The organism is uncultured Sneathiella sp. (assembly GCF_963973085.1).
Classification (GTDB): Bacteria; Pseudomonadota; Alphaproteobacteria; order Sneathiellales; family Sneathiellaceae; genus Sneathiella.
In genome coordinates this window covers 112,569-134,147 of record NZ_CAXAXA010000003.1, presented here as the reverse complement: position 1 = coordinate 134,147, position 21,579 = coordinate 112,569, and the positions used below count along the sequence as shown (strand labels likewise).

General features: G+C 56.9%; 16 protein-coding genes and 1 riboswitch. Of the genes, 7 read left to right on the top strand and 9 right to left on the bottom strand.

Features of this window, described 5'->3' with window-relative positions:
* Positions 1-9 precede the first annotated feature (9 nt).
* Complete coding sequence (locus tag AACZ19_RS08585) at positions 10-6,195, top strand: SDR family NAD(P)-dependent oxidoreductase (RefSeq protein ID WP_339632980.1); 6,186 nt, start codon at positions 10-12, stop codon at positions 6,193-6,195.
* Here AACZ19_RS08585 and AACZ19_RS08580 read toward each other — a convergent pair.
* From AACZ19_RS08580 to AACZ19_RS08570, 3 genes are all read right to left on the bottom strand, one after another.
* A complete protein-coding gene (locus AACZ19_RS08580) occupies positions 6,185-7,027 on the bottom strand; it encodes a hypothetical protein (RefSeq protein WP_339632978.1) in 843 nt (280 codons plus the stop codon). The genes AACZ19_RS08585 and AACZ19_RS08580 overlap by 11 nt on opposite strands.
* A 180-nt stretch (positions 7,028-7,207) precedes the next feature.
* Entirely contained in the window at positions 7,208-8,296 is a 1,089-nt protein-coding gene (locus tag AACZ19_RS08575; RefSeq protein WP_339632976.1) for a TRAP transporter substrate-binding protein, read from the bottom strand.
* Positions 8,293-9,030, bottom strand: a complete 738-nt coding sequence (locus AACZ19_RS08570; protein ID WP_339632974.1) for a hydroxyethylthiazole kinase — start codon at positions 9,028-9,030, stop codon at positions 8,293-8,295. The genes AACZ19_RS08575 and AACZ19_RS08570 overlap by 4 nt, the downstream gene beginning before the upstream one ends.
* Before the next feature lie 47 nt (positions 9,031-9,077).
* A riboswitch (TPP riboswitch) is annotated at positions 9,078-9,182 on the bottom strand.
* Positions 9,183-9,354: 172 nt separating this feature from the next.
* Here AACZ19_RS08570 and AACZ19_RS08565 point away from each other — a divergent pair.
* From AACZ19_RS08565 to AACZ19_RS08550, 4 genes are all read left to right on the top strand, one after another.
* Entirely contained in the window at positions 9,355-10,569 is a 1,215-nt protein-coding gene (locus AACZ19_RS08565; RefSeq protein WP_339632972.1) for an MFS transporter, read from the top strand.
* 88 nt (positions 10,570-10,657) lie between these two features.
* On the top strand, positions 10,658-11,614 hold the full coding sequence (locus tag AACZ19_RS08560; RefSeq protein ID WP_339632970.1) for a hypothetical protein: 957 nt from the start codon (positions 10,658-10,660) through the stop codon (positions 11,612-11,614).
* A 65-nt stretch (positions 11,615-11,679) separates the two neighbouring features.
* On the top strand, positions 11,680-12,222 hold the full coding sequence (locus AACZ19_RS08555) for an ankyrin repeat domain-containing protein (RefSeq protein WP_339632968.1): 543 nt from the start codon (positions 11,680-11,682) through the stop codon (positions 12,220-12,222).
* A 5-nt stretch (positions 12,223-12,227) separates the two neighbouring features.
* Positions 12,228-12,587 carry a VOC family protein gene (locus AACZ19_RS08550; protein WP_339632966.1) on the top strand — a complete coding sequence of 120 codons (360 nt, stop codon included), beginning with the start codon at positions 12,228-12,230 and terminating at the stop codon, positions 12,585-12,587.
* A gap of 21 nt (positions 12,588-12,608) precedes the next feature.
* Here the strand turns inward: AACZ19_RS08550 and AACZ19_RS08545 are convergent, their stop codons facing one another.
* The 3 genes from AACZ19_RS08545 to AACZ19_RS08535 all read right to left on the bottom strand — a co-directional run bounded on the left by AACZ19_RS08545 (position 12,609) and on the right by AACZ19_RS08535 (position 14,422).
* A complete protein-coding gene (locus AACZ19_RS08545; protein ID WP_339632964.1) occupies positions 12,609-13,070 on the bottom strand; it encodes a MaoC family dehydratase in 462 nt (153 codons plus the stop codon).
* Positions 13,071-13,095: 25 nt separating this feature from the next.
* Positions 13,096-13,578, bottom strand: coding sequence for a MaoC family dehydratase (locus AACZ19_RS08540; protein ID WP_339632962.1), 483 nt, complete (start codon positions 13,576-13,578; stop codon positions 13,096-13,098).
* Between the two features lie 61 nt (positions 13,579-13,639).
* The gene (locus tag AACZ19_RS08535) at positions 13,640-14,422 is read right to left on the bottom strand and encodes a VOC family protein (protein WP_339632960.1); all 783 of its coding nucleotides are present in this window, start codon (positions 14,420-14,422) and stop codon (positions 13,640-13,642) included.
* A 247-nt stretch (positions 14,423-14,669) separates the two neighbouring features.
* Here AACZ19_RS08535 and AACZ19_RS08530 point away from each other — a divergent pair, with 247 nt between their 5' ends.
* Positions 14,670-17,078, top strand: coding sequence for an adenylate/guanylate cyclase domain-containing protein (locus tag AACZ19_RS08530; RefSeq protein WP_339632958.1), 2,409 nt, complete (start codon positions 14,670-14,672; stop codon positions 17,076-17,078).
* Positions 17,079-17,117: 39 nt separating this feature from the next.
* Here AACZ19_RS08530 and hmgA read toward each other — a convergent pair whose 3' ends face one another.
* Both hmgA and AACZ19_RS08520 read right to left on the bottom strand, forming a co-directional pair.
* Positions 17,118-18,425, bottom strand: a complete 1,308-nt coding sequence (hmgA, locus tag AACZ19_RS08525) for a homogentisate 1,2-dioxygenase (protein WP_339632956.1) — start codon at positions 18,423-18,425, stop codon at positions 17,118-17,120.
* A 120-nt stretch (positions 18,426-18,545) separates the two neighbouring features.
* Complete coding sequence (locus tag AACZ19_RS08520) at positions 18,546-19,358, bottom strand: phytanoyl-CoA dioxygenase family protein (RefSeq protein WP_339632954.1); 813 nt, start codon at positions 19,356-19,358, stop codon at positions 18,546-18,548.
* A gap of 68 nt (positions 19,359-19,426) precedes the next feature.
* Between AACZ19_RS08520 and AACZ19_RS08515 the strand changes: the two genes are divergently transcribed.
* Positions 19,427-20,047, top strand: a complete 621-nt coding sequence (locus AACZ19_RS08515) for a hypothetical protein (protein WP_339632952.1) — start codon at positions 19,427-19,429, stop codon at positions 20,045-20,047.
* A gap of 3 nt (positions 20,048-20,050) precedes the next feature.
* Here the strand turns inward: AACZ19_RS08515 and AACZ19_RS08510 are convergent, their stop codons facing one another.
* Positions 20,051-21,577, bottom strand: coding sequence for a long-chain fatty acid--CoA ligase (locus AACZ19_RS08510; RefSeq protein WP_339632949.1), 1,527 nt, complete (start codon positions 21,575-21,577; stop codon positions 20,051-20,053).
* Positions 21,578-21,579: the final 2 nt, after the last annotated feature.

Below are 21,579 nucleotides of genomic sequence, written 5' to 3'. Positions count from 1 at the left end.
ACAAGTATTATGACAGACAGTGTTGAGGGAATTCAGGCTTCTGAAAAGATCGCTATCGTCGGCATGGCCGGACGATTTCCGTCGGCACGGAATGTCGCACAGTTCTGGAATCTGCTGTCGGACGAACGTATGGGCACGCGCTGGTTCAGCCCGGAGGAAATGCTGGAAAACGGGGTCAGTGCGAAAGAGCTTGCCGATCCCAACTATGTAAGGGCCGCCAATTATCTCTCCGACATGGAATGTTTCGACGCCGGGTTTTTCGGTTTTTCGCCGCGTGAGGCGTCCATCCTTGATCCGCAGCACCGTCATTTTCTTGAATGCGCCTGGGAGGCCTTCGAGGACGCCGGCCATATGCCGGAGAATTTCGACGGGCGCATCGGCGTTTTCGCGGGCTCCGGCATGCAGGCGTATTTACCTTTCAACCTGCTGACCAATCCGGACCTTGTTGAGGAAATCGGCCTGTTTCTGCTGCGCCATACGGGCAATGACAAGGACTTCCTGACAACGCGTCTTTCCTACATCCTGAACTTGCAAGGCCCATCCGTGGCGGTCCAGACGGCTTGCTCCACATCGCTTGTCGCCGTGCATCAGGCGGCCGCCAGCCTGCTGTCCATGGAATGCGACATGGCCATTGCCGGGGGGGTTACCGTCGAGCTACCGCACCGACATGGCTATAAGTTTGCGGAAGGGGAAATCCAGTCACCGGACGGGATCTGCCGGCCCTTCGACAATGATAGTGAGGGGACTGTGTTTGGCTCCGGCGCGGCCCTTGTTGTCCTCCGGCGCCTTGAAGACGCAATCGCCGACGGGGATGATATCAAGGCGGTGCTGATTGGCTCTGCCATCAATAACGATGGGGCGCAAAAGGCGGGCTATCTCGCACCAAGTGTCGATGGGCAGGCGGAAGCGGCGGCGGAAGCCCTCGCCATTGCCAATGTCCCGGCGGAAACCATCAGCTATATCGAGGCTCATGGCACCGGCACGCCGGTGGGCGATCCGATTGAACTTGCGGGCCTGTCGCAGGTATATGGCGCGGGCGGCACTGGCTTTTGCGGGATCGGTTCCGTCAAGAGCAACGTCGGCCATCTCGATACGGCGGCGGGGACCACGAGCCTGATCAAGGTCGTGGAGGCCTTGCGTCATGACGTCATTCCGGCCTCCCTCAACTACAAGACACCAAACAATCGCTTCGATATCGCAAATAGCCCCTTCTATGTTGTGGACGAAAGCAAACCCTGGCCGCGCGGGGAAATACCGCGCCGGGCCGGAATCAATTCCCTCGGGGTTGGCGGCACGAACGCCCATGCCATTGTCGAGGAAGCACCGCGTCGTCCCGAGATGATTTCCAAAAGCTGCTGGCGGCTGTTTCCCTTCTCGGCCCGCACCACGGCGGCGCTCGATGGCATACAGGAGAAATGGCGGGATTTTGTGTCCTCTGACGATATGCCGCCCATGGCGGATGCGGCCTTCACCCTGCGTCATGGACGCCGCGAGTTCGCCGAGCGCCGCGTAATCGTCGCCAGGGAAAAGGACGACCTGTCTAGGGCTCTCTGGAACGAAGCCCCGAGCCGGATTGCAGGGGGCAAGACCGGAACCGGCAAGGCGGAGGTCGTCTTCATGTTCCCGGGCGGCGGGGCGCAATATCCGGGCGCTGGCGCCGGATTGCTGGAAACGTCAGATGCGTTTCGCAACGCTGTTGATGAATGCTTCGCGCAGATGCCTGCGGATGCTCCATCCGATTTGCGCACGGTCATGTTCGAACGTTCTTCGGATGATGAAAAAGCCCGCGCCAGCATGGAAATGTCCGGCTACGCCATTCCGGCGCTTTTCATTCTGGAATATGCCTATGCCATGATGTTCATGAGCTGGGGTGTAGAGGCCGCCGCCCTGCTTGGCCATAGTGCCGGGGAATATGCGGCGGCGGTGATTGCCCGGGTGATGTCGGTCGCCGATGCCCTTAAAATTGTTGTCTGGCGCGGAAAAGTTATGGATGCCGCCGCCGCCGGGGCGATGACGATTATTCCGGCGCCGCATACAAAGGTAAGAGAGCTTATCGGGGAGACCCTTGATATTGCGGCCTTGAACGCCCCAGATCTCTGCGTTGTTTCGGGCGAGGTCGAGAAAATCGGCGCACTGGAAACGCAACTGAAAGATACGGAATTCGAGGCGACGCGGGTGCGTATCAATGTTGCTGCCCATAGCCGTATTCTCGATGATCAGCTGGAGAATTTCCGGGGCGGAATTGACGGAATTAACTTGAAATCGCCGGAGATTCCCTTTGTATCAAGCCTGCGCGGTGACTGGGGGCAGGAAGGGGACTTTTCCACCATCGATTACTGGGTGCGCCACCTGCGCCATACTGTTCGGTTCGCCGATACGGTGGAGACAGTCTTAAAAAAACCGGGCCAGGTTCTTCTGGAAGTCGGCCCCGGGCATACACTCGGCCCGCTTGCTGAAATGAACCCGGGCAAGAATGAGCCGCTCGCTGTGATTTCCTCCGGCCGTCCGCCGAAAGAGGCCGATGACGATATGGCGCTGGCGCTTGTCGCTGCGGGAAATATCTGGGCCGTTGGCGGGGAGGTGAACTGGGATAAACTGCCGGGAGCGGGCGGGCGCCGGGTGTCCCTGCCGACCTATGCCTTCGCCAAGGATCGCCATTGGATCGAGCCTGGCACAGGGCGTCTGTCAGAGACCGGGGAAATTGAGGAAGAAACCGCCGTTCATCTCACCCGGAAGGAAAATCCGGACGACTGGTATGTCTCGAAACGCTGGGACCTTGCGCCGGTTCCGCCGGCAGAGCCACAACATGGCGGGGGTTGGCTTCTGTTCCATGGCGGCGATCCCGTTTCCGATGCGCTGGTAAAGGCGCTGGAGGCACGACGCGAGAAGGTCACGCTCGTCCGTCCCGGGGACGCCTTTGTCCGTGAGGGAGATGACTACCGTCTCGCTCCGGATGTCGCCGAAGATTACGAGGCTCTTCTTGCAGACTTCAAGGAGGTTCCGGCCAATATCCTGCATTGCTGGCCTATGGCATCCGCAGCAGACGGGCAGAAAGGCCTGTTTGACAGTGCCTTTTGTCTCGCCAGAGCCATCCAGTCGGCCGATCCGGCAGAAGATATCCGTTTGACCTTTGTCGGGAGTGGGGGCTTTTCCGTTGCGGGGGAACCGGTCTCCTATCCGGCACTCGGGACACTGCTCGGCCCGGTGCGGGTTGCGCCGCGGGAAATTTCCGGACTGACGGCGCAATATATCGATCTTGAGGCAAAGGAAGATCCGGCCTGGTCGGGAAAAGCAATCCTTGATGAGCATGACGGGGCGACTTCGGATGACTGCATTGCTCTCAGGGGCCGCAAGCGCTATGCGCAAAAACTGGCGCCGCTTCCCGCGGCGGCACCGACGGCACTTCCAAAACGGATCAAGGAAGGCGGACGTTATGTCATTACAGGCGGTATCGGCGGTATCGGACTCGCGCTCGCCCGCTATCTCGACGGGGAGGCAAAGGCGCAACTCGCCCTGATCGGCCGGTCTGCTTTTCCGGCTAGGGACGAATGGGACGCTATCCTGAAAACCACGCCGACATCTTCCGTTGCAGGCGCTATTAATGCGCTCCGGGAAATTGAAGAAGCTGGCGGGAACGTCCTCGTCCTGAGTGCCGATGTTACGGATAAAACGGCACTGGCTGTGGCACTTGATGAGGTCAAGGCGCAGTTTGGCGGTATTGACGGTGTGTTCCATGGCGCCGGGATCATGGATGATGCCCCGATGCTCGGCAAAAGCCTCGACGATACGCATCGCGTGCTGTCGGCGAAGGTAACCGGCGGCGGCAACCTTGCGGCCCTGCTGCCCGAGGGAAGCCTCGACTTTTTTGCCGTCTTCTCATCCACCTCCGTGGTGACGGCGCCGCCGGGACAGGTCGATTATGTGGCGGCGAACAGCTATCTTGAATCTCTTGCCGCATCCCGGTCCGACGGGCTGGCAATATCATGGGGTGTCTGGCGGGATATCGGCATGGCGGCGCGGGCCTATCGCACCGTGGAAGAGAGCGCGGAGGGCGCTCATCCGCTGCTGGGGCCGCTTGAAAAGGATGACAATGGCGTTATTTCCTTTACCTCCTATTATGATCCGGCGCAGCTTTGGGTTCTGAGCGAGCATGTGGTGGGCGGCATTCCGGTGTTGCCGGGTACCGCCTATATCGAGATTGCCCGCGCCACTATGCAGGCCGCAGCCTCAAACCGGAAATGGGAGTTGCAGTCCCTGTCGCTGCTCAGCCCGATGGTGTTTCCGGAAGGGGTGCGCGCTCGCGTTACCGTTTCCCTGACGCCAAATGAACAGGGCTATGAGTTTCAAGTGCAAAGCGCCCTCACTGCTGATGGCCCGATGACAGAGCATTGTCGCGCCCGTCTCGTCTTCAAGCGATTGAATGACCGCAAGATTCCCCGCGCCCTGCAAACGGTGTCGGCGTTGTCGGTTTCGGATAACAGCGGCCGGGATTCGCAAGCCGAACTGATTGATTTCGGCCCGCGTTGGGACAATGTCGGCGAAATCCGACTTGGCGACGGTGAGGTAGAGGGCAATTTCGCCCTTGCGGATGCATTTGTCTCCGATCTGGAAACCTATGCGGCGCATCCGGGGCTTACCGACACGGCGGCAACGATCGGGCTGAACCTTTTGTCGGATGTCGGCAAGGAAGGCGCGTTTTATGCGCCGATGTCCGTGGATCGCCTGCGTATTTTCGCGCCCCTGCCACAGCGTTTCATCACCCGCGCCCGGATGGTTGCCGAAACGCCGGGCCGGTTTGCAAGTTTTGATGTGCTGTTCCTGGATGAAAAGAACAATCCCTTGATGGTAATGGAAGGATTCGCGCTCAGCCGGGTTGAGGGAACGACATTTGATCTTGAATCAGCGCCCGAACAGCTTGTCGACATCATGATTGCGCAAGGCATCGGAGCGCAAGACGCCCCAGCTGTTTTCAGCCGCATGCTGGATTCCGATGCGCGCTCATTGGTGATCTCACCCACCTCCATGTCCGATATCAGCCGGGAAATGGCCCGCATCGGTGTTCAGCGCAAGAAAAAGAGGGAACGCCCGGAAGAAGACGGTGGTGCATCCGGTGGCGATTACGCGAATAGTATTGAAGAAAAGCTGGCAGGATTCTGGTCAGACTTGCTGGGCGTTGGCCAGCCGGAACCCGATGCTGACTTCTTTGACCTTGGCGGCCACTCTCTGGCGGCGGTGCGGCTGTTCGCCAAGATACGCAAGGAGTACGGGACGGACCTGCCGCTTGCTACATTATTCCAGGCCCCGACCCTGCGCCTCCTGTCAGATGTCGTTATTACCAAAGGCAATTTGGTGGTGACATCAGCAATCGAGTCCACCCCAAATGACAATGCGTCAGTGGATGGAGAATGGTCGCCGCTTGTGCGGATCAAGCCTGGCGATCCGGCGGTGAAACCGTTGTATCTTGTCCATGGGGCGGGCGGAAATGTGCTTAACTTCCGCTCGCTTTCCGGATATCTCGATTCGAAACTGCCTTTCTACGCCTTGCGCGCGCTCGGTTCCGATGGCGGGACGGAAATACATGAAACGATTGAGGAAATGGCCGCCTGCTATGTCGATGCCATTCTCAAGCAACAGCCCGACGGGCCCTACCACCTGGCAGGATACTCAGGTGGCGGCGTTATCGCCTTCGAGATGGCGCATCAGTTGCGTAATGCCGGGCATGAGGTCGGCTATCTTGTCCTGTTCGATACCCTGGCGCCGGAAATAGACGGCGAGCCGCTCGGCATTCTCGGGAAAATCTGGATGGCACGCCACTGGAGCCTGGCTTTTGCCCTGAAATGGCCGCTTCGAAAATGGAGAAGCCTGTCGGCAGGGCGTGAAATGCAGCAGATTGAGGCGCATTTGGCGAAAGGTGAGCATATTCCGGATGAACTGGTCGGCCAACGCATGACACAGGCCTATCTGACAGCCGAGCATCAGTATCATCCGCCGGAGTATCCCGCCGATGTCCTGTTATTCAAGGGCAGCCAGGCAAGTGTGGAGTTCCTGCGGGCCGGACCGCAGCTCGGATGGGACAAGTTCGTGTCCGGAAACATCGAGGTTATGGCTTTCGATTGCGACCATTTCAATATGATGATCGATCCGACGATCGGAGAAATCGGTAAAATCCTGAACGAACTCCTGCTTACTCGTTGACCCAGTTTCCGGGGATATGGATTTGATAGAAGGTCAGGCTGTCTTCAACAAAGCCGAGTTTATTGAGATTGACATGGTCTCCGTCCGGGTAGGCCTTGAATTCCTTTGGCTGTGAAGCTGCGTCGAACAGTCTTTTGCCTGAGTCAATGAGGACGGCGGCGTCTCTCTCTCCGTGCAGCATCAGGAGGGGGGTGTTTATGTCCGCTATCCGGTCGATGGAATCATATCTTTCCTTCGTCATGATCGCGCAGAACGGCAGGCCATAGTAGCGGTTCGTGAAATAGTCGCAAAACCGCGCATATGCCGCCTCCAGCGTGAGGACGGCAACCTCCCGTTCCGACGCCAGACGAGTGGCAATCCCAGTTCCCAGACTGTAACCATGGGCAAGCCGTTGTTTTGGCGGAATTTCTTGTCCCATCAGGCTGTCCAGCTGATCATACAGGGCGCGGGCATCAGCCGCGAAAGTCTCTTCGGATGGGGTGCCACCCTTACCGCTTGATCCCCGATAGACCAGCGCAGCAAGGCCAAGTCCCTCATCCAGAAAGGGTTTCAGGCGGAACATGGACGGGCCGATCGACGTAAAATTGCCCATAAAATAGAGAATGACCGGCGCGTCGCCTTCAGGCGGCTTGATCCAGGCCGATATCGTTGAGCCGTCCTCGGAGGTAAAAATGACTTCCTTTACGTCATCATGCCCGTATTTTTCCGGCCCGTCCGTAGACTGATCAAAAAGGTAAATGGACTTATAAAAATAATTCAGCCCGGCATATCCGGCGACAGCTGCCAAAGCGATTATGATACCCAGGATAATCAGGCCACTCTGAAGGGACATGAAGAACTCCATTTTTTCAGGATTTTTACGCGCGCAATATGAAGAGGTAGGGCGGCACGGTCAAGGCTGAAACACGCCTTCATGATACCATAATGGTATACCATCGCGCCGGAGACGTCACAAATTCCACCATTATGGTTGTGGCCTTAACGGGTTATTAACCATAATGGTGGGAGTAGCCTAGACATCTCTTGCCGCAAAAAACGGCTGGCGGCTGACCCGAACCCAGCTTTTTGAGAGCGAGAGAGCTGTCCGGTAGGACGTCAGAATTTCCTCCGCCATGGCGTCGCCGGAGACGAAATTGTCAATCATGTCCGGTGTCAGCGACCGGGCCCGTTGCAAGAGGTCGGCCGGAAACTGACGAACCTTAACCTTCTTGTTCTCAATAAGGTCGTCCAGCGCGCGGGCATTCTCCCAGTCGGACTCGGACAGGCCAAAGGCGTTTTCTGACTGGCAGGCATTGGCCACTACTGCTTTCAGATCGTCGCTTAGCCCTTCAAAGGCAGTACGATTGACCAGGCATTCCGCCGTGCCGTTGGGTTTGTTGAACGATGGCCAGTAATAATAGGGGGCGGCCTTGTAAAATCCGAACGCCCGGTCGCTCCAGGGGCCGAGGAATTCCGCCGCGTCGATCAGGCCGTTTTGCAGGCCGGGGTAAATATCGCCCGGCGGCAGTAGTACAGACGTAGCACCCATTGCCTCGTACAGCTCTCCGCCAAGACCGGCGCTGCGGATTTTAACACCCCTCAGATCATCGAGGGAATTAAGCTCCTTCTTGAACCATCCGCCCATCTGTATCCCGGTATTTCCGGCCATAAATGGTTTTATATCAAAGGGTTGGTAGAGCTTGTCCCAAAGCTCCTGTCCGCCGCCCTGATTGATCCAGGCCATATGCTCAAGGGCGGTCAGGCCGAAGGGAACAGTGGTAAAGAAAACGCTGGCTTTAGCCTTTCCCTGCCAGAAGAAAGAGGCGGTATGGCCAAGCTCGGCAGTTCCGCCGCCTACCGCCCCAAAAACCTCGAGGGCAGGCACCAGTTCGCCGGCGGCATAGAGTTTGACGGAGAGCTTGCCGCCGCTCATGGTCGTGATCCGGTCGGCAAGCCGCTGTGCGGTCACGCCGACGCCGGGGGCCCCTTTCGGCCATGATGTCACCATCTTCCATTGCCGGGCGCCGCTGGCGATGGCCGGCGTGCTGAACAGACCGGCCCCCGCGACACCGAGGCCGGACGCTGCCATGAATTTGCGTCGGGACAGGGATTTTTCAGTCATGATTCCTTCCTTTCCTGAAGGCTGGATTGGCTTGATTTGTAGATTTCATCGAGGATATCTGCGGCGAAACTGCCGGGCCCGCTCGATGTGTTTGCGGCTCTCTCTCCGGCGTCGCCAAGAAGACGCAAGCCGATGGCAACGGCCTCCAGCCGTGCCGACGGGTCTGCGATCGCAAGACAGGATCCCAAAAGGGCCGTGCCGGCGCAGCCGATGCCCGTAACCCGGCTCATAAGCTCATGACCGCCGGTGACGGTTTTTTCGCTTTGGCCATCGGTGATAAGATCTTTAACGCCGGTCACCGCGACGATAGCGCCGGTTTCCCGGGCGAGAGTATGCGGATTGGCGTTCAGGGCACTGATTTCCCCATTGTTCCCGCGAATAAGCGCCGGATTCCGCGTCATAAGCTCTTTGGCATAGGCAAGGCGCCCCGGCGCCCTGTCGATCAGGACCGGGTCGAGAATCCAGGGAATATCCTTCTTTTTGGCCGCGCTTATCGCTGATTCTATGGCGGATTTACGATTTCCGTCGAGTGTTCCGAGGTTGATCAAGAGAGCATTTGCGCCGGAAACAAAATCGGCCACTTCGGAAATATCGGAGGACATGGAGGGAATGGCCCCGACGGCCAGCAGCATATTCGCCGTCAGAGCCTGGACGACCGTGTTTGTCAGGCAGTGAACGGCGGGACGACGACGGGCAATAGCCTCAAGCAGTTCATCTGTCGTTATTTGACGCATTTTTCCTCCGTTTCACATCGGAGGGAAGGGGCGCGAATACTCTGTGGGAATGAATCGGCCTCATTTCCCTCCGCCGGTTCTAGCCGGATCAGGTTCGACGGGTCGACATTTCTCATGTCTCTCAGCCTTGAAAGGCACCCCGATGAGCAGCCCCCATACTATGGAATTACGGCTTTAATGCAATGCGAAAAATTTCGTTAGAAAAACTAAAGCGACAGGACATAAAATGTACTGTGACAGCTTCAAAACCTTTATGATAACCTGAAACGATAATAAAGCGCGGAAAAGGCCGCCTCCGGCCGCCGCTATAACAGGAACAATCCAGTGACCAGTCAGCAGCTACGCTTCACTTACCTGAACGTCGGACATTTTGTCGACCATCTGTTCATGCTGATTTTTGCCAAGGCCGCGTTTAGCGCTGGCATTTCCTTTGGTCTGGCAGAAGACGGCGCCTATGCGGAGATGATCCCTTACGGCATCCCCTCGCTTGTTCTGTTTGGTGCGGGTGCGCCACTGGCTGCCTATATCGCCGATAAATGGAACCGCAACGGCATGATTATGGTCTTTTTTGTCGGTATCGGGCTTTCGGCGATCGCGACCGGTTTTGCGCAGTCGCCGTTGCAAATTGCCGTAGGACTTGCGGCAATCGGCCTGTTCGCGTCGATCTATCATCCTGTCGGAATTGCCATGGTCGTACAGGGCGGCGGTAAGATCGGCTGGCGCCTCGGCCTCAATGGCGTGTGGGGAAATATGGGCGTGGCGGCGGCGCCGTTGATCACCGGGTTCATTCTGGCCGATTATGACTGGCGCGCGGCCTTCATGATTCCGGGCGCTGTGGCTGTCGCCTTCGGCATTGGGTACATGATGTTCGTTCGGCGCGGCGGCGGCAAACCGCCGGTGCATGCGGCCGGGGAGAAGGAAATCGTCGGCTTCATGCCGGGTTGGAAACGGGCGCTGTTCGCTATATCGCTGGTGACATCCGCGGGCGGGTTCGTGTTTGGCACCATGACGTTCGTCATTCCGCGGATGTTCGAGGTCAGCATGCCGGACGTGACGGTGGATGTGGCGACGACGGGTCTGCTGGCGGCGCTGGTATATGCGATTGCGGCCTTTGCACAGATGGTGGTCGGTCGTTTGATTGACAAATACCGCGTCAAGCCGGTGCTCTTTGTTATTGCGCTCGCGCAGCCGATCCTGATCGGGATAATGGCGACGCAGATGAATTATGCGTTGTTTTTTGCCACCCTTCTTGCCATGGCCTTTGTTTTCGGCCAGATACCGATCACCGATACGGTTATTTCCCGCTATGTGCCCGATGCCTGGCGATCGAAGGTCATGGCGGTGAAGCTTATGCTCAATCTGGTGATCGGTGCGCTCTCCCTTCTGGCGGCGCGATATATTCTGGAATCCGGCGCGGGATTTTCCGGCGTGATTGCCGTTGTCGCGATTGTCGCCGCCTTGATCTCGCTTGCCGCCCTTTTGCTGCCGGGACGGGTTCGCCGTGAAGTCGCCGTACAGACGATTTCCCCGGCGGAATAGACATTTATCCGCAGTTAAATCGGCATGACACAGTTCTTTACCGAAGAGGCGTCTTTATGGCATACTACCCGTAAAAAAGGAAAAGCCCATGACTGTTTCCCTTGCTGTCCGCCCCAAGCATCTTCTGGCCCCTCCCGTCCGTCTTGAACCGGCATTCGATGATCCGGACGGTGTTGTTGATCTGATCAAAAAGGGAAGCCCCTATAAGACCCTGTCGGCGGTTCACCGTGATACGGGTGAGACATCCGGCGGCTGGTTCCGCAATTTCTGGGCTCTCGGCGGGAAGGTGATCTTCGACGGTGCGGAGCCGTTTTTCTATAACCAGCGGTTTATCGACGCCGCGAAGAAGTCCTTCAAGGCGGACATTATCCGCCCTGTCGCGATGATGACGAACCTTAACCTGCCGGCGGAGGGTCTTCCCTACCATCAGGATCTGCCGTTTTTCCGCGGCGCGCAAAACCGGGAGGTGCCGAGCTGGATGCTGGCGCCGATGGGTTATTCCGACCTGTTTCATGACTGGGCGATTCCCGTCGCGTCGGCGATTACCTGGTTCTATGACGGTGAAGGCGGGGAGTTTGAATACTGGCCCGACGGGCTGGGTGCGCCCTCCCGGACCGAGCGGCCACCCTATAACAACTGCTGCGTCCTTGCGGATAATGAATATATGTTCCATCGGGTCGGCAGCGTTGGCCCGAAAGCCGAGCAGCACCGTTATGACAATCTCGGCCATGATGCGAAACTTGAACTGACCGAAGATAACCGCTGGCGAGTTATCGATGAGGGAGAGGAAGTCGCGCTCGTCGATTATGGGACTGTCCGCCTTTCGGTTCTCTGGAAGGGATACTGTTTCAAGAACGAGGCGGAGGCGGAAGCCTATGACGATCACAGCCATGACCTGACACCGGACCTGATCAAGGAGATTTTCTGTGAGGATCTGATGGCGCGCGGGATCAGGGTTTCAAGCCCGGCGGATTTCGAGACGGACATGGCGTGGAAAGAGTTGATTACCAGTACCTATACTCCGCCGACGGCAGAGCAGGGGTAGTAACGCGGCAATCAGGGGACGGAGGGCCGGTCCTTCCCGAGACGGTTTCACCTAGGGCGGCGAAAATGTCTGACATTCATCAAAAGGCTCTTGCGCTGGATAAGGCATACCGGGAGGGAGACCTCGGGGAAGTGCGCCGTTTGCTTGGTGATCCACGCGGATTTCCCAATTGTGAACAACCTTTCGAGCTTGGCTGTGGCGGCACGCCACTGGAATATGCGTTCTGCTGGAGCCCGCAACGGCTCATCCTTGATCTTTTGCGTCTCGGGGCGGATGTGAACCATACCGAAGATGACGGCTTTCCGCCGCTTTTCACCCTCCTCTCCTCGGATCGTGACGATAAATACGAGCTGATGACGCTGATTCTCGATCATGGTGCCGATATTCACCAGCGAGGCTTTAATGACTGGACACCGCTCCATTATGCCGTGGCCCAGCGGGATATCGAAGCGGTCACGCTCCTCCTCCGGCGCGGCGCCGATCCCCATAGGCCGACGCGGATCGACGAAGGCAATTCACCCCTTGAAGATGCCGAGGCGTTGGGATTTGACATGGCCGTCGCCGTCATGAAAGAACGGGCCGCTAGTGAACCGGATAACAGGGACTGATTTCAATGGCCGTACAACGGATTGTCACCAACATCGCGACCGAGGATATTCAACGGGCCAGTTCTTTTTATGGCGACATTCTGGGCATGGAAGTTGCGATGGACCAAGGCTGGATACAGACCTATGTCGGTAGCGGACAGGCACGGGTGCAAATCAGTTTCGCGAGCGAGGGCGGGTCCGGCACCGAGTTACCCGACCTCTCGATCGAGGTGGATAACCTGGACGAGGTTTATGAGAAGATATGCGCGGCGGACATTTCCGTCGTCTATGGCCCGGCGGACGAACCCTGGGGTGTCCGCCGGTTTTACGTGAAAGACCCTTTCGGGCGGCTTGTGAACATCCTTACCCACATGGATGCAGGTTAAGAAGGCGCTTGTTGACTGCTGTCAGGCCGCCGCTCCCGGTATGACCTCGGGAAATTCGGCCATGGCATTTCCGGCAGCGACGAGATCGCCATCCTGATTGGTGACTTCAATATCGAACAGCAGCCAGTATCCCTTCTCTGTCTTGCGCTTTCGTGAAATTTTGGCAACCGGGGTAATAGTGTGGCCGAGCTGTACCGGTTTCAGCCAGCGGGTCTCCAGCCGCCGGTGGAAACCGCCGCGCGGCAGCAGCCAATCAGTGAGTGTGCGTGAAATAAGCGCGAAATTTTGCATTCCGTGCATAATAACGCCATCAAACTGCGTTTTTCCGAACTTGTTCTTCATATAGTTATCGTCGAAATGCAGGGGATTATAGTCGAGGGAGGCGTCGGCGAAAGCCTGGATGGTGTCCCGGGTGACGGTGAAGTCCTGACCGGTAATGACGTCGCCTTCGCTTACTTTTTCGAATTGTTCTTTTGCTGTCATGATATTGTTCCTTTTCCAGTCCGGTTCACGCGGGACGTATTGTCTGGCCACGGCCGGTGCAGACGATCTGGCCATGCTGGTTGGTGAATGTATTTTCATGAACCGCGAACAGCCGATCCTTGCGAATGAAGCGATCCAGTGCGGTCCCCCGCATGGTGATCGTATCGCCGGGACGGATCGGGACATGGTAGGACCAGTTTTGTCCGGCGTTGATGGTTCCGGGAGAACGCATCCAGTCCTCTGTCGTCGTACAGGCGAACATCAGCAGGATATGGATGGAAGGCGGGGCAATAATGCCGCCGTAGGGGGTCGTTTTCGCATATTCCTCATCGAAATAGATCGGGTTGTCCTCGCCGACACCCTTGGCATAGCGGGCGATCACTTCCTTGCTGAGGGTCACGGGCCGGGTGTCCCGTAATTCTCCCGGAATGATCTCATCCCAGGTTTTTCGTTTGTCGACATCCTTCCAGAAATCGGTTTCGAAATTATCAAGGTCCAGTACGGTCATTTTAACCCCTCCCGAGGTAACAAATTATGGCGCAATTGCACATTTTCCTTTTTCTTTGGTGTCAGGCGGCGGCCGGCGAAAGCCGAAAACGCACGCCGCAAAAATCAAATCCGTTGTCTGTAACATGACAACCGGCAGCTTTTGCTTTCTCCTGCATTTCTTTTGGATCCTTTGCCGTCAGATCAATCGCTGTGAACAATTCCTCCGCCCGATCGGGCGTTTGCCTGAAATGGATCAGGCCGTAATCCAGCTCAATTTCAAAACCTTCCGGCGCGGGCTTTACAGGTCGGTCACATATCTGGCCCCACAGTTTTGCGCGGGAGTTTGCGCCGGGGCTGCTAATCTCGATCCCGAGAATGTCCCCCGTGACATCCGTGCTGACATATTTTTGCCAGTCATCACCGGCCCAATGATAGTTACCCATCATGTCATCGCCGCCATTATGGTGGTCAAACTCCATCATGGTGGCACCGGTCTGCTTGGGATTGAGTTGTAGTAGGTCGGCCTTTTCATTGCGTCTTTCGAAAATGGGGGCGACGCCCGCCGCCGCGGCGAGGGATTTATGATGGTCAACATCAGCACAATCAAAAATCGCCATATACCCGCCCCGCCCGTTATTGCGGGCAAGAAACCGGTCAACGGCGGTGTCCGGCTGGATCGGGGCGACGATCTCCAGAAAGCAGCCATTTATAGCATACATGATATTTTCCAGACCGAACTGCGGCAATCTTGATCGGTGACAGACGTCAAGGCCGAGAATATCCGAAAAGACGCGTTCCGTATGGGCGATATCAGATGCCGCCAGGCAGATCTGCCTGAGACGAACATAGTTTGAGTCTGACATGATTCCCTCTTTCTCCCGATGGGGACTGGCCGGTTATTGTTACTTGTTCTTTACCGACGCCTGAGTATTTCAAATTTATTGAGTAAGGTAAAGGGTGCTTATTCTTCCCGATAGTCCGTTGTTTTCGATAGTCGGTATAAAAAAAGCAGTAGCAAATTTATCCGATACTGGTAGGCTACGGCCTTCAAATAGCCGGATATTTTCTGAAGAGAATGAACAGACCGACAGCGGGCTCGTATAATACAGAATGACGAAAAGCCTTCCTTCCCCCATAACCCGAATGAGCCAGGCAATGATCGCCCTCGGCATTTGCGCCGCGCTGATTGTTGCGTTTGTGAATTTGCGGGACAAGCCGTTCATTCAGTTGATTGAGGGGCAACTGTTGGACTGGCGGTTTGTCCTGCGCGGACCGATCGCAGCGGATTCGAATATTGAACTGGTGCTGATAGATGGCGGCCAGACGACCTCGGACGATGGGTCCGCAATCTCCGCCAATACACTGATCACGGGAATTGAGACCCTCGCGGCACAGAATGCGAGAACAATTGTTCTTGATCCACGGCTGTTGAAAATGACGGCACCTAATACGGCGGGCGCGGAATCGACCGCCGGGGATGAACTGGCACAGGCGATGGGTCAGGCCGGAAACATTCTTGTTCCCTATGTTTTCAGCATGACGCCCTCTGCGGGCGGGCGAACGGCCCTTCCTGTTGCTGTTCAACGCACAGCCTACAGCGTTTTCCGCACACGGGATGCGACATCCGTCAAGCGCCCCCCTGAGGCAGGCGGCTATATCGCACCGAGTTCAGGGCTGTTGGCAGCCGGACTGCCCGGCCATGTCACCTATACGCATCAATATACAAAGAGCAGGCAGTTCGCCTATCCTGTGATTGGCTATGGCGGATCCTATTTCCCGTCTCTCGCAATAGAGGCGTTCCGCCAGTCTGTCGGGATGAATACCGCTGATATCGAGGTGAATTTCGGGGAAGGGCTGAGTATCGGCAGCCTGTATCTGCCTACGGACAATCGCATGCGTCTCGCCGTCAACTACCATGGACCCGGTGGAACCTACAAGCAGAACAGCTTTGCCGACCTTATCGGCGGAAACCTGCCCGCGGATACCTTCAACGACAAGCTGGTGCTCGTCGGGCTTGCGCCGTCCGCGGTGGGCGGCGCGTTTGCCACACCCTATGATCCGGCAATGTCGGAGGTAGAATTCCTGGCCAATGTTATCGACAACATCAGCCGGTTGAACCCGTTAATCCGGTCACAGCAGATCATCGTTCTCGATATTCTGCTGCTGGCGCTAATTGGTCTCTATTTTGCGCTGGTTGCGGCGGCCAGGAAAAACTGGGCGGTGTGGACCCTGGGAGGGCTGGCGACGGCGGTCATACTGGCCGGCAATATGCAGGCATTCTTGTTGTTTAACCTCTGGATGGGGCTCACCTTCCCCCTGATGGCGATGATTTTATGTACCATTGTGCTGGTGGTAACGAAGCGCATTTCAGAGCGGCGCCGGATTGCGCTGGAGGCGGCGCTCCTCGCGGAAGAAACGCAATTTGATGCCCCCTGGACATTTGACCGGGTTGCCAAAACCGGGAAAGGAGCTGAGGACAAAGAGCACAGCCGGGACGCAGAAAGCCCGGATGAGCCGTCTCCTGAAGACGAGAGAGTGGCTTCGACCGGCGCCGACGACAAGTCGGTGGCCATGCCACGGCTGGAAATTCCGCCAGAGAACATGCCAGTGACTCCGGAAAAAGAGACGCAGGTCGTCAAACCGGAAGAGAATGAACTGGAAAGCCCGGTTGCACCGGAAAGCGCCAAGGCACCTGACCGGGCGACCCCGGAAAAGATGGTATCTCCTTCCAAGACCCGGACCCCGGGCCCCAGCCCGCTTCCCGTTCCACCACCCGAGGCTGAAAAAGCACCGGAGCCAGAGGAGAAATCAGCGGAGGCTCCACCGGCTCCGGCACAGAAAAGCAAAAAACCGGCGTCCCTGATACCGGTGATGGAATCTTCCGCACGGCGGGATAAAGCTCCCCTTGCCGGGGACGCGAGCGGTAATGGACAATTCGATGTCGCCGTGCTCTATATCAATATGGGCGGTTTTCGCAAAATGGCGCGCGGCCTTGGTCCGATGCGGGCATCCGAGTTTATCCACACGGTCTACCAGCTAATCGGGAAAACAGTTGCCAAGCATGACGGGTTCCTTGAACAGTTCGGTGAGGAAAATGTCATGGCGCTCTATGGCCTGCCGGAGGGAAGCCCGAAGGATGCAGAGAATTGCCTTCGTTCTGCACGGGAACTGTCGGTGGCGCTCTCGGAATGGGGTGTGCGAGAGGGCTTTTCCGGCGACAAAGCTGCGGATTTTTGCATTTGCGCGGATTACGGGCCGGTCCGAATCCATGCAAAGGGTGAGAGCGCCGAAGAGGAAGTAAGTGTCTCGGGCCATACCATCGGTCTGGCAAGTCGGCTTGAGAAGGCTAGCGCCGCCAAGGGGGCAGGCGTCATCGCGTCGGCCAAACTGATGGCGAAAGTACGGGAAACCGATGCAGGCGGTGAATTGAAACAGGGGTTCAAGGAACAGCCCATGCAGGATATCCCGGGCTCGGCCGAGCAAGTCGGGCTCTGGCGGGCGGAGCATCAGACCTCATAACATCGAACAGCGTTGTTCACTTGTTGCAAGCTTGGGGATTTACTTCTTTCCCTCAATCGTGCCGTCGAACATCTTCTCCAGATTATCCCAACACGCGATATAATCCTTTTGCAGGCTGTCATGGTTGGCCGCGAATTCCGTTACGATCTGCGGCAGGCGGGTTTCGAACATGAAGGCCATTGTCTCTTCCAGCTTTTGTGGTGACAGATCGGCATTAGCCGCCTTGTCGAACCCGTATGCATCCGGACCGTGGGGAAGCATCATGTTGTGCAGGCTTATCCCGCCCGGGACAAAACCTTTCTCCTTCGCATCATACTGTCCCTGTATCAGCCCCATGAACTCGCTCATGATGTTGCGGTGATACCAGGGCGGACGGAAGGTGTCTTCCGCAACCATCCAGCGGGGCGGAAAAATCGCGAAATCTATATTGGCGGTGCCGGGCTCGCCCGAAGGTGCGGTCAGGACGGTGAAAATTGACGGGTCCGGGTGATCGAAGGAAATGGATCCGATGGTGTTGAACTGCCGCAGATCATATTTGACCGGGGTGTAGTTTCCATGCCATGCGACAACATCCAGCGGAGAATGGTTGATACTGGTCTCATAGAACCGCCCACCCCATTTCGCCGTGACGCGAGAAGATGTTTCCTTGTCTTCGAAGGCCGCAACAGGTGCTTTAAAATCACGGGAGTTGGCAAGGCCGTTGGCACCGATAGGTCCCCGTTCGGGCAGGGTAAAGCGCTGTCCGTAATTTTCGCAGATATATCCGCGCGCGCCTTTATCGAGGCAAATGACGCGGAACATCATGCCCCGCGGCAACAGGCATATCTCAAGCGGCTCTATCTCAAGAATGCCGAGCTCAGTGACGAGGCGGAGCCGCCCAAGCTCCGGCACCAGTAACATTTCCCCGTCCGCATTGAAGAAATATTCATTCTCCATGCTGGCATTAGCCATATATATATGCGTCGCCATGCCGGAATGATCGAGTGCGCTCCCCGCCGTGGTAATGGTCCTGATGCCCTCGATGAAAGTGGTTTTTCTCTTCGGCAACCGGATCGGATCCCAGCGAAACTGACCGAGCGGGGCATCGGAATAGTCGGACGGGGCCGATTTCCAGCGGGGGAAGGAGACGGAGTCAAACCGCTGCATATGCTTGACCGACGGGCGTATCCGGTAGAGCCAGCTGCGGGCGTTTGTTGCGTTTGGCGCGGTGAAGGCTGTGCCGGAGAATTGCTCCGCATAGAGGCCATAGGCGCAATTTTGCGGGCTGTTGCGCCCTTCCGGCAAGGCGTCCGGCAAGGCTTCCGTTGCGAATTCATTCCCGAAGCCGGTCATATAGGTCAGGGTCATAACGGCAATCCTTGTCGATGAGATCAGGCCAGATAGTTGCAAATGTAACTATCTGGCCTCGCCATATCAAGAAAGAATTTTGACGGTCGCCAGCGGATAAAAATGCAGAAGAAAAAGGCGTTAGCGTTGCCAGACGAGCGGAAACAGGTCGCTATCCAGCGGAGCGCCGATCGGAATCATCGGATCGCGCAGCATTTTCTGCAGATTTGGCCGCGGGTTGTAGGTCACGTCATGGCCGGTCCAGCGTTGGATATAGGCGCGGCGGCGTACATTGGCGAGGCGGTTTGGCTGCGCTCCGTGCAGGGTCAGGCCATGATGCAGGGTGCAATCGCCAGGCTCCAGTTCAAAGGACACAATATCGTAATCGTCGCGGTTGCCTTCAACATCCGGGACTTCGGGGAGTTCTTCCTCATATTTCTGATCCGGGTCAAAGCTGATGGCGAGGAATTTCTTGCCCCAGCGGTGGGAGCCCCGCAAATACTCAACCGCGCCGCTCTCGAAGGTGACCGGATCAAGGGCGAGCCAGAGGGTCGCGACCTGATCCCCGGCGACGGGCCAGTAGGTATAATCCTGATGCCATGGTGTCGGGGTCGAGGTATCCGGTTCTTTGACCAGAATCTGGTCAAACAGCAAATTGACCTTTTCCGCCTTGAGGACGGAGGCAGCGATTTCCGGCGCCGGGGAGTTGAATACGGCGTCCTTGAAGCCGTCAAGATGATGGCAGACAAAAGTATCGCCAAAGAAAAAGCCCGTTGCCCCCTCCGCATCGATGTTCTTGACCATGCCTGATGGCGCTGCGATATCCTCATCTATCAAGTCGCGCAGTCGCTCTACCCAGTCGGCATCAAAAAAGCCGCGAAGGCAGACAACGCCATCTTCCTGAAATGTCCTGATTTCCTCGTCGGTCACCTGCCGTATCGGTTTATTATTCATTTTTCAGCCTCGGAGTTGTTTACGCGCGCCCTTTGCCATTAATATATAGCAAATCATGAGGAAATGAAATGACGCCAGCCGAGCCGCTTCGCTCTCCCGCAGAAACCTGGTTCCAGAAAACGGTTCTGTGGCCGGATGAGACAGTGTTATGGAGAGGTCGGCCGGATATTTTCCGCTCTCTTTTCTTTAATCTCTGGTTTTGCGCCATTGGGGCGGTACTTACGGCTTTTCTCGTCATGTTATGGCTCAGCTCGGATGAAGTAAGTGATGTAAGACTGCCGGAAATTCTGCTGGTACTGGGGTCTCTATGGCTTCTGTTCAGTCCTCTTCGTTATGGATGGCGCGCCTATCATACAGCCTATTTCGTCACGGATCAGCGCGTTGTCATCCTGCGCAAGGGTCTGTTCCGGGTTTATGAAACCGTGTTTTTTCCGGACGACATCACGGATTTCAACGTCAAGAGACGCGCCGGAAACCGGGGAGATATCCGCCTCCGGCTCAGCAAGGCAAAAGCACCCAACCCCTATCAGGAAGACAAGGAAAAATGGGTGAGCGGGCGGAGTGGTGGAATAGCGGCATGGTCGGGCTCATCGCCGTTTGTGATGTATAATGATGGACTCTGGGGCGCAGAAAATATCTCGACCGCCGCCGACGCGCTAAAAAAACTGACCACATCGTCAGCGAGATAGCGGTCAAGTCCCAAGTCGCTCCCGCAATTCCGTCTTTAGAACCTTGCCGTAATTATTCTTGGGCAGCTCCTCGACAAAGAAATATTCCTTGGGGCGTTTGAAGCGGGCGATTTGCTCAATACAATGGCGGTCCAGCTCCTCCGGCGTCACGGCACCACCTTTGCGAACAACGACGAAGGCGACAACCTCTTCCCCCCAGTCGGCATGCGGCCGCCCGATGATGGAAATTTCATCGACCTCTGGATGGGTGAGCAGGGCCTCCTCGATCTCGCGCGGATAGATATTTGTGCCGCCGGAGATGATCATGTCCTTGGATCGGTCTTTGAGGGTCAAAAAGCCCGCTTCATCGAAACAGCCCATATCGCCTGTATGCAGCCAGCCGCCACGCAAGGCTTCCTCGGTCGCCTCCGGGTTTTTCCAGTAGCCGAGCATGACCACATCACCGCGCACCACTATCTCGCCGATTTCCCCGACGGGGAGCGGCTTGTCGTGGGAATCGACCACTTTTACCTCGACATCGGTGCGCTCGGTACCGACAGAGGCAAGGATCTCGCTTCGCCGCGGGTGGGTTTCATCCCGGATCATGTCCATGGAAAGCCCGGTAATGGTCATCGGCGATTCCCCTTGCCCGTAAATCTGGACAAACCGCGGACCGATTGCATCAATAGCACGGCGGATATCCGCCTCATACATCGGGCCGCCCCCATAGATAATGACTTTGAGGTTGCGGGTGTCTGCTCCCTCAAAGGCCGGGCTGGAAATCAACCGATGGATCATTGTGGGCGCGAAAAAAAAGCAGGAATTCGGATAATGGGCAATCAGTTCCAACGTCTCGGCCGGATCGAACCCGCCGCTTTCCGGTGTCACCTGTATCCCGCCCTTGGCGATCAGCGGCAGGCCATAGAGCCCCGATCCGTGGGTCTGCGGCGCCGCATGGATAACCGCGTCGCCCGGCGACAGCGCCGTCACATCGGCAAAATAGCTGAGGACGGAGACGAGCAGGTTGCGATGGCTGAGCATGGCGCCCTTGGGTTTGCCCGTGGTGCCGGAAGTGTAGAAGAGCCACGCCAGATCATCGGGAGCAGCGTCCTGCAGTGCGAGGGGAGACTCTTTCTTGAGCGCCTGATACTCCTTATCATGAACGGAAACGACGGTTTCCAAGGCTGGAAGGTCCGGTATCAGCGGGGCCAGTTCATCGGCAAGCTCTGCTGTTGCGAAGGCGAGGCGGCTTTCGGAGTTTTCCAGAATATAGCGAAATTCATTAATATGCAGCTTGGCGTTGACCGGAACGGCGACAAGCCCGGCCCGCCAGACAGCAAAGAGAGCGACCCAATACTCTGGGTGGTTCTTCATGATCAGCGCCACGCGGTCCCCGGCGTCAAGGCCGAGCTTTTCCCGCAACGCGCCCGCGAGTCCCGCCACTTGTTCAGCGTATTCGCGGTAGGTGGCAACAATGTCCTTGCCATAGGCGAGGGCCGGTAAATCCGGATAGGTTTCTGCCGTCCTGGCAAGCAGCTTTGCTATATTCATTT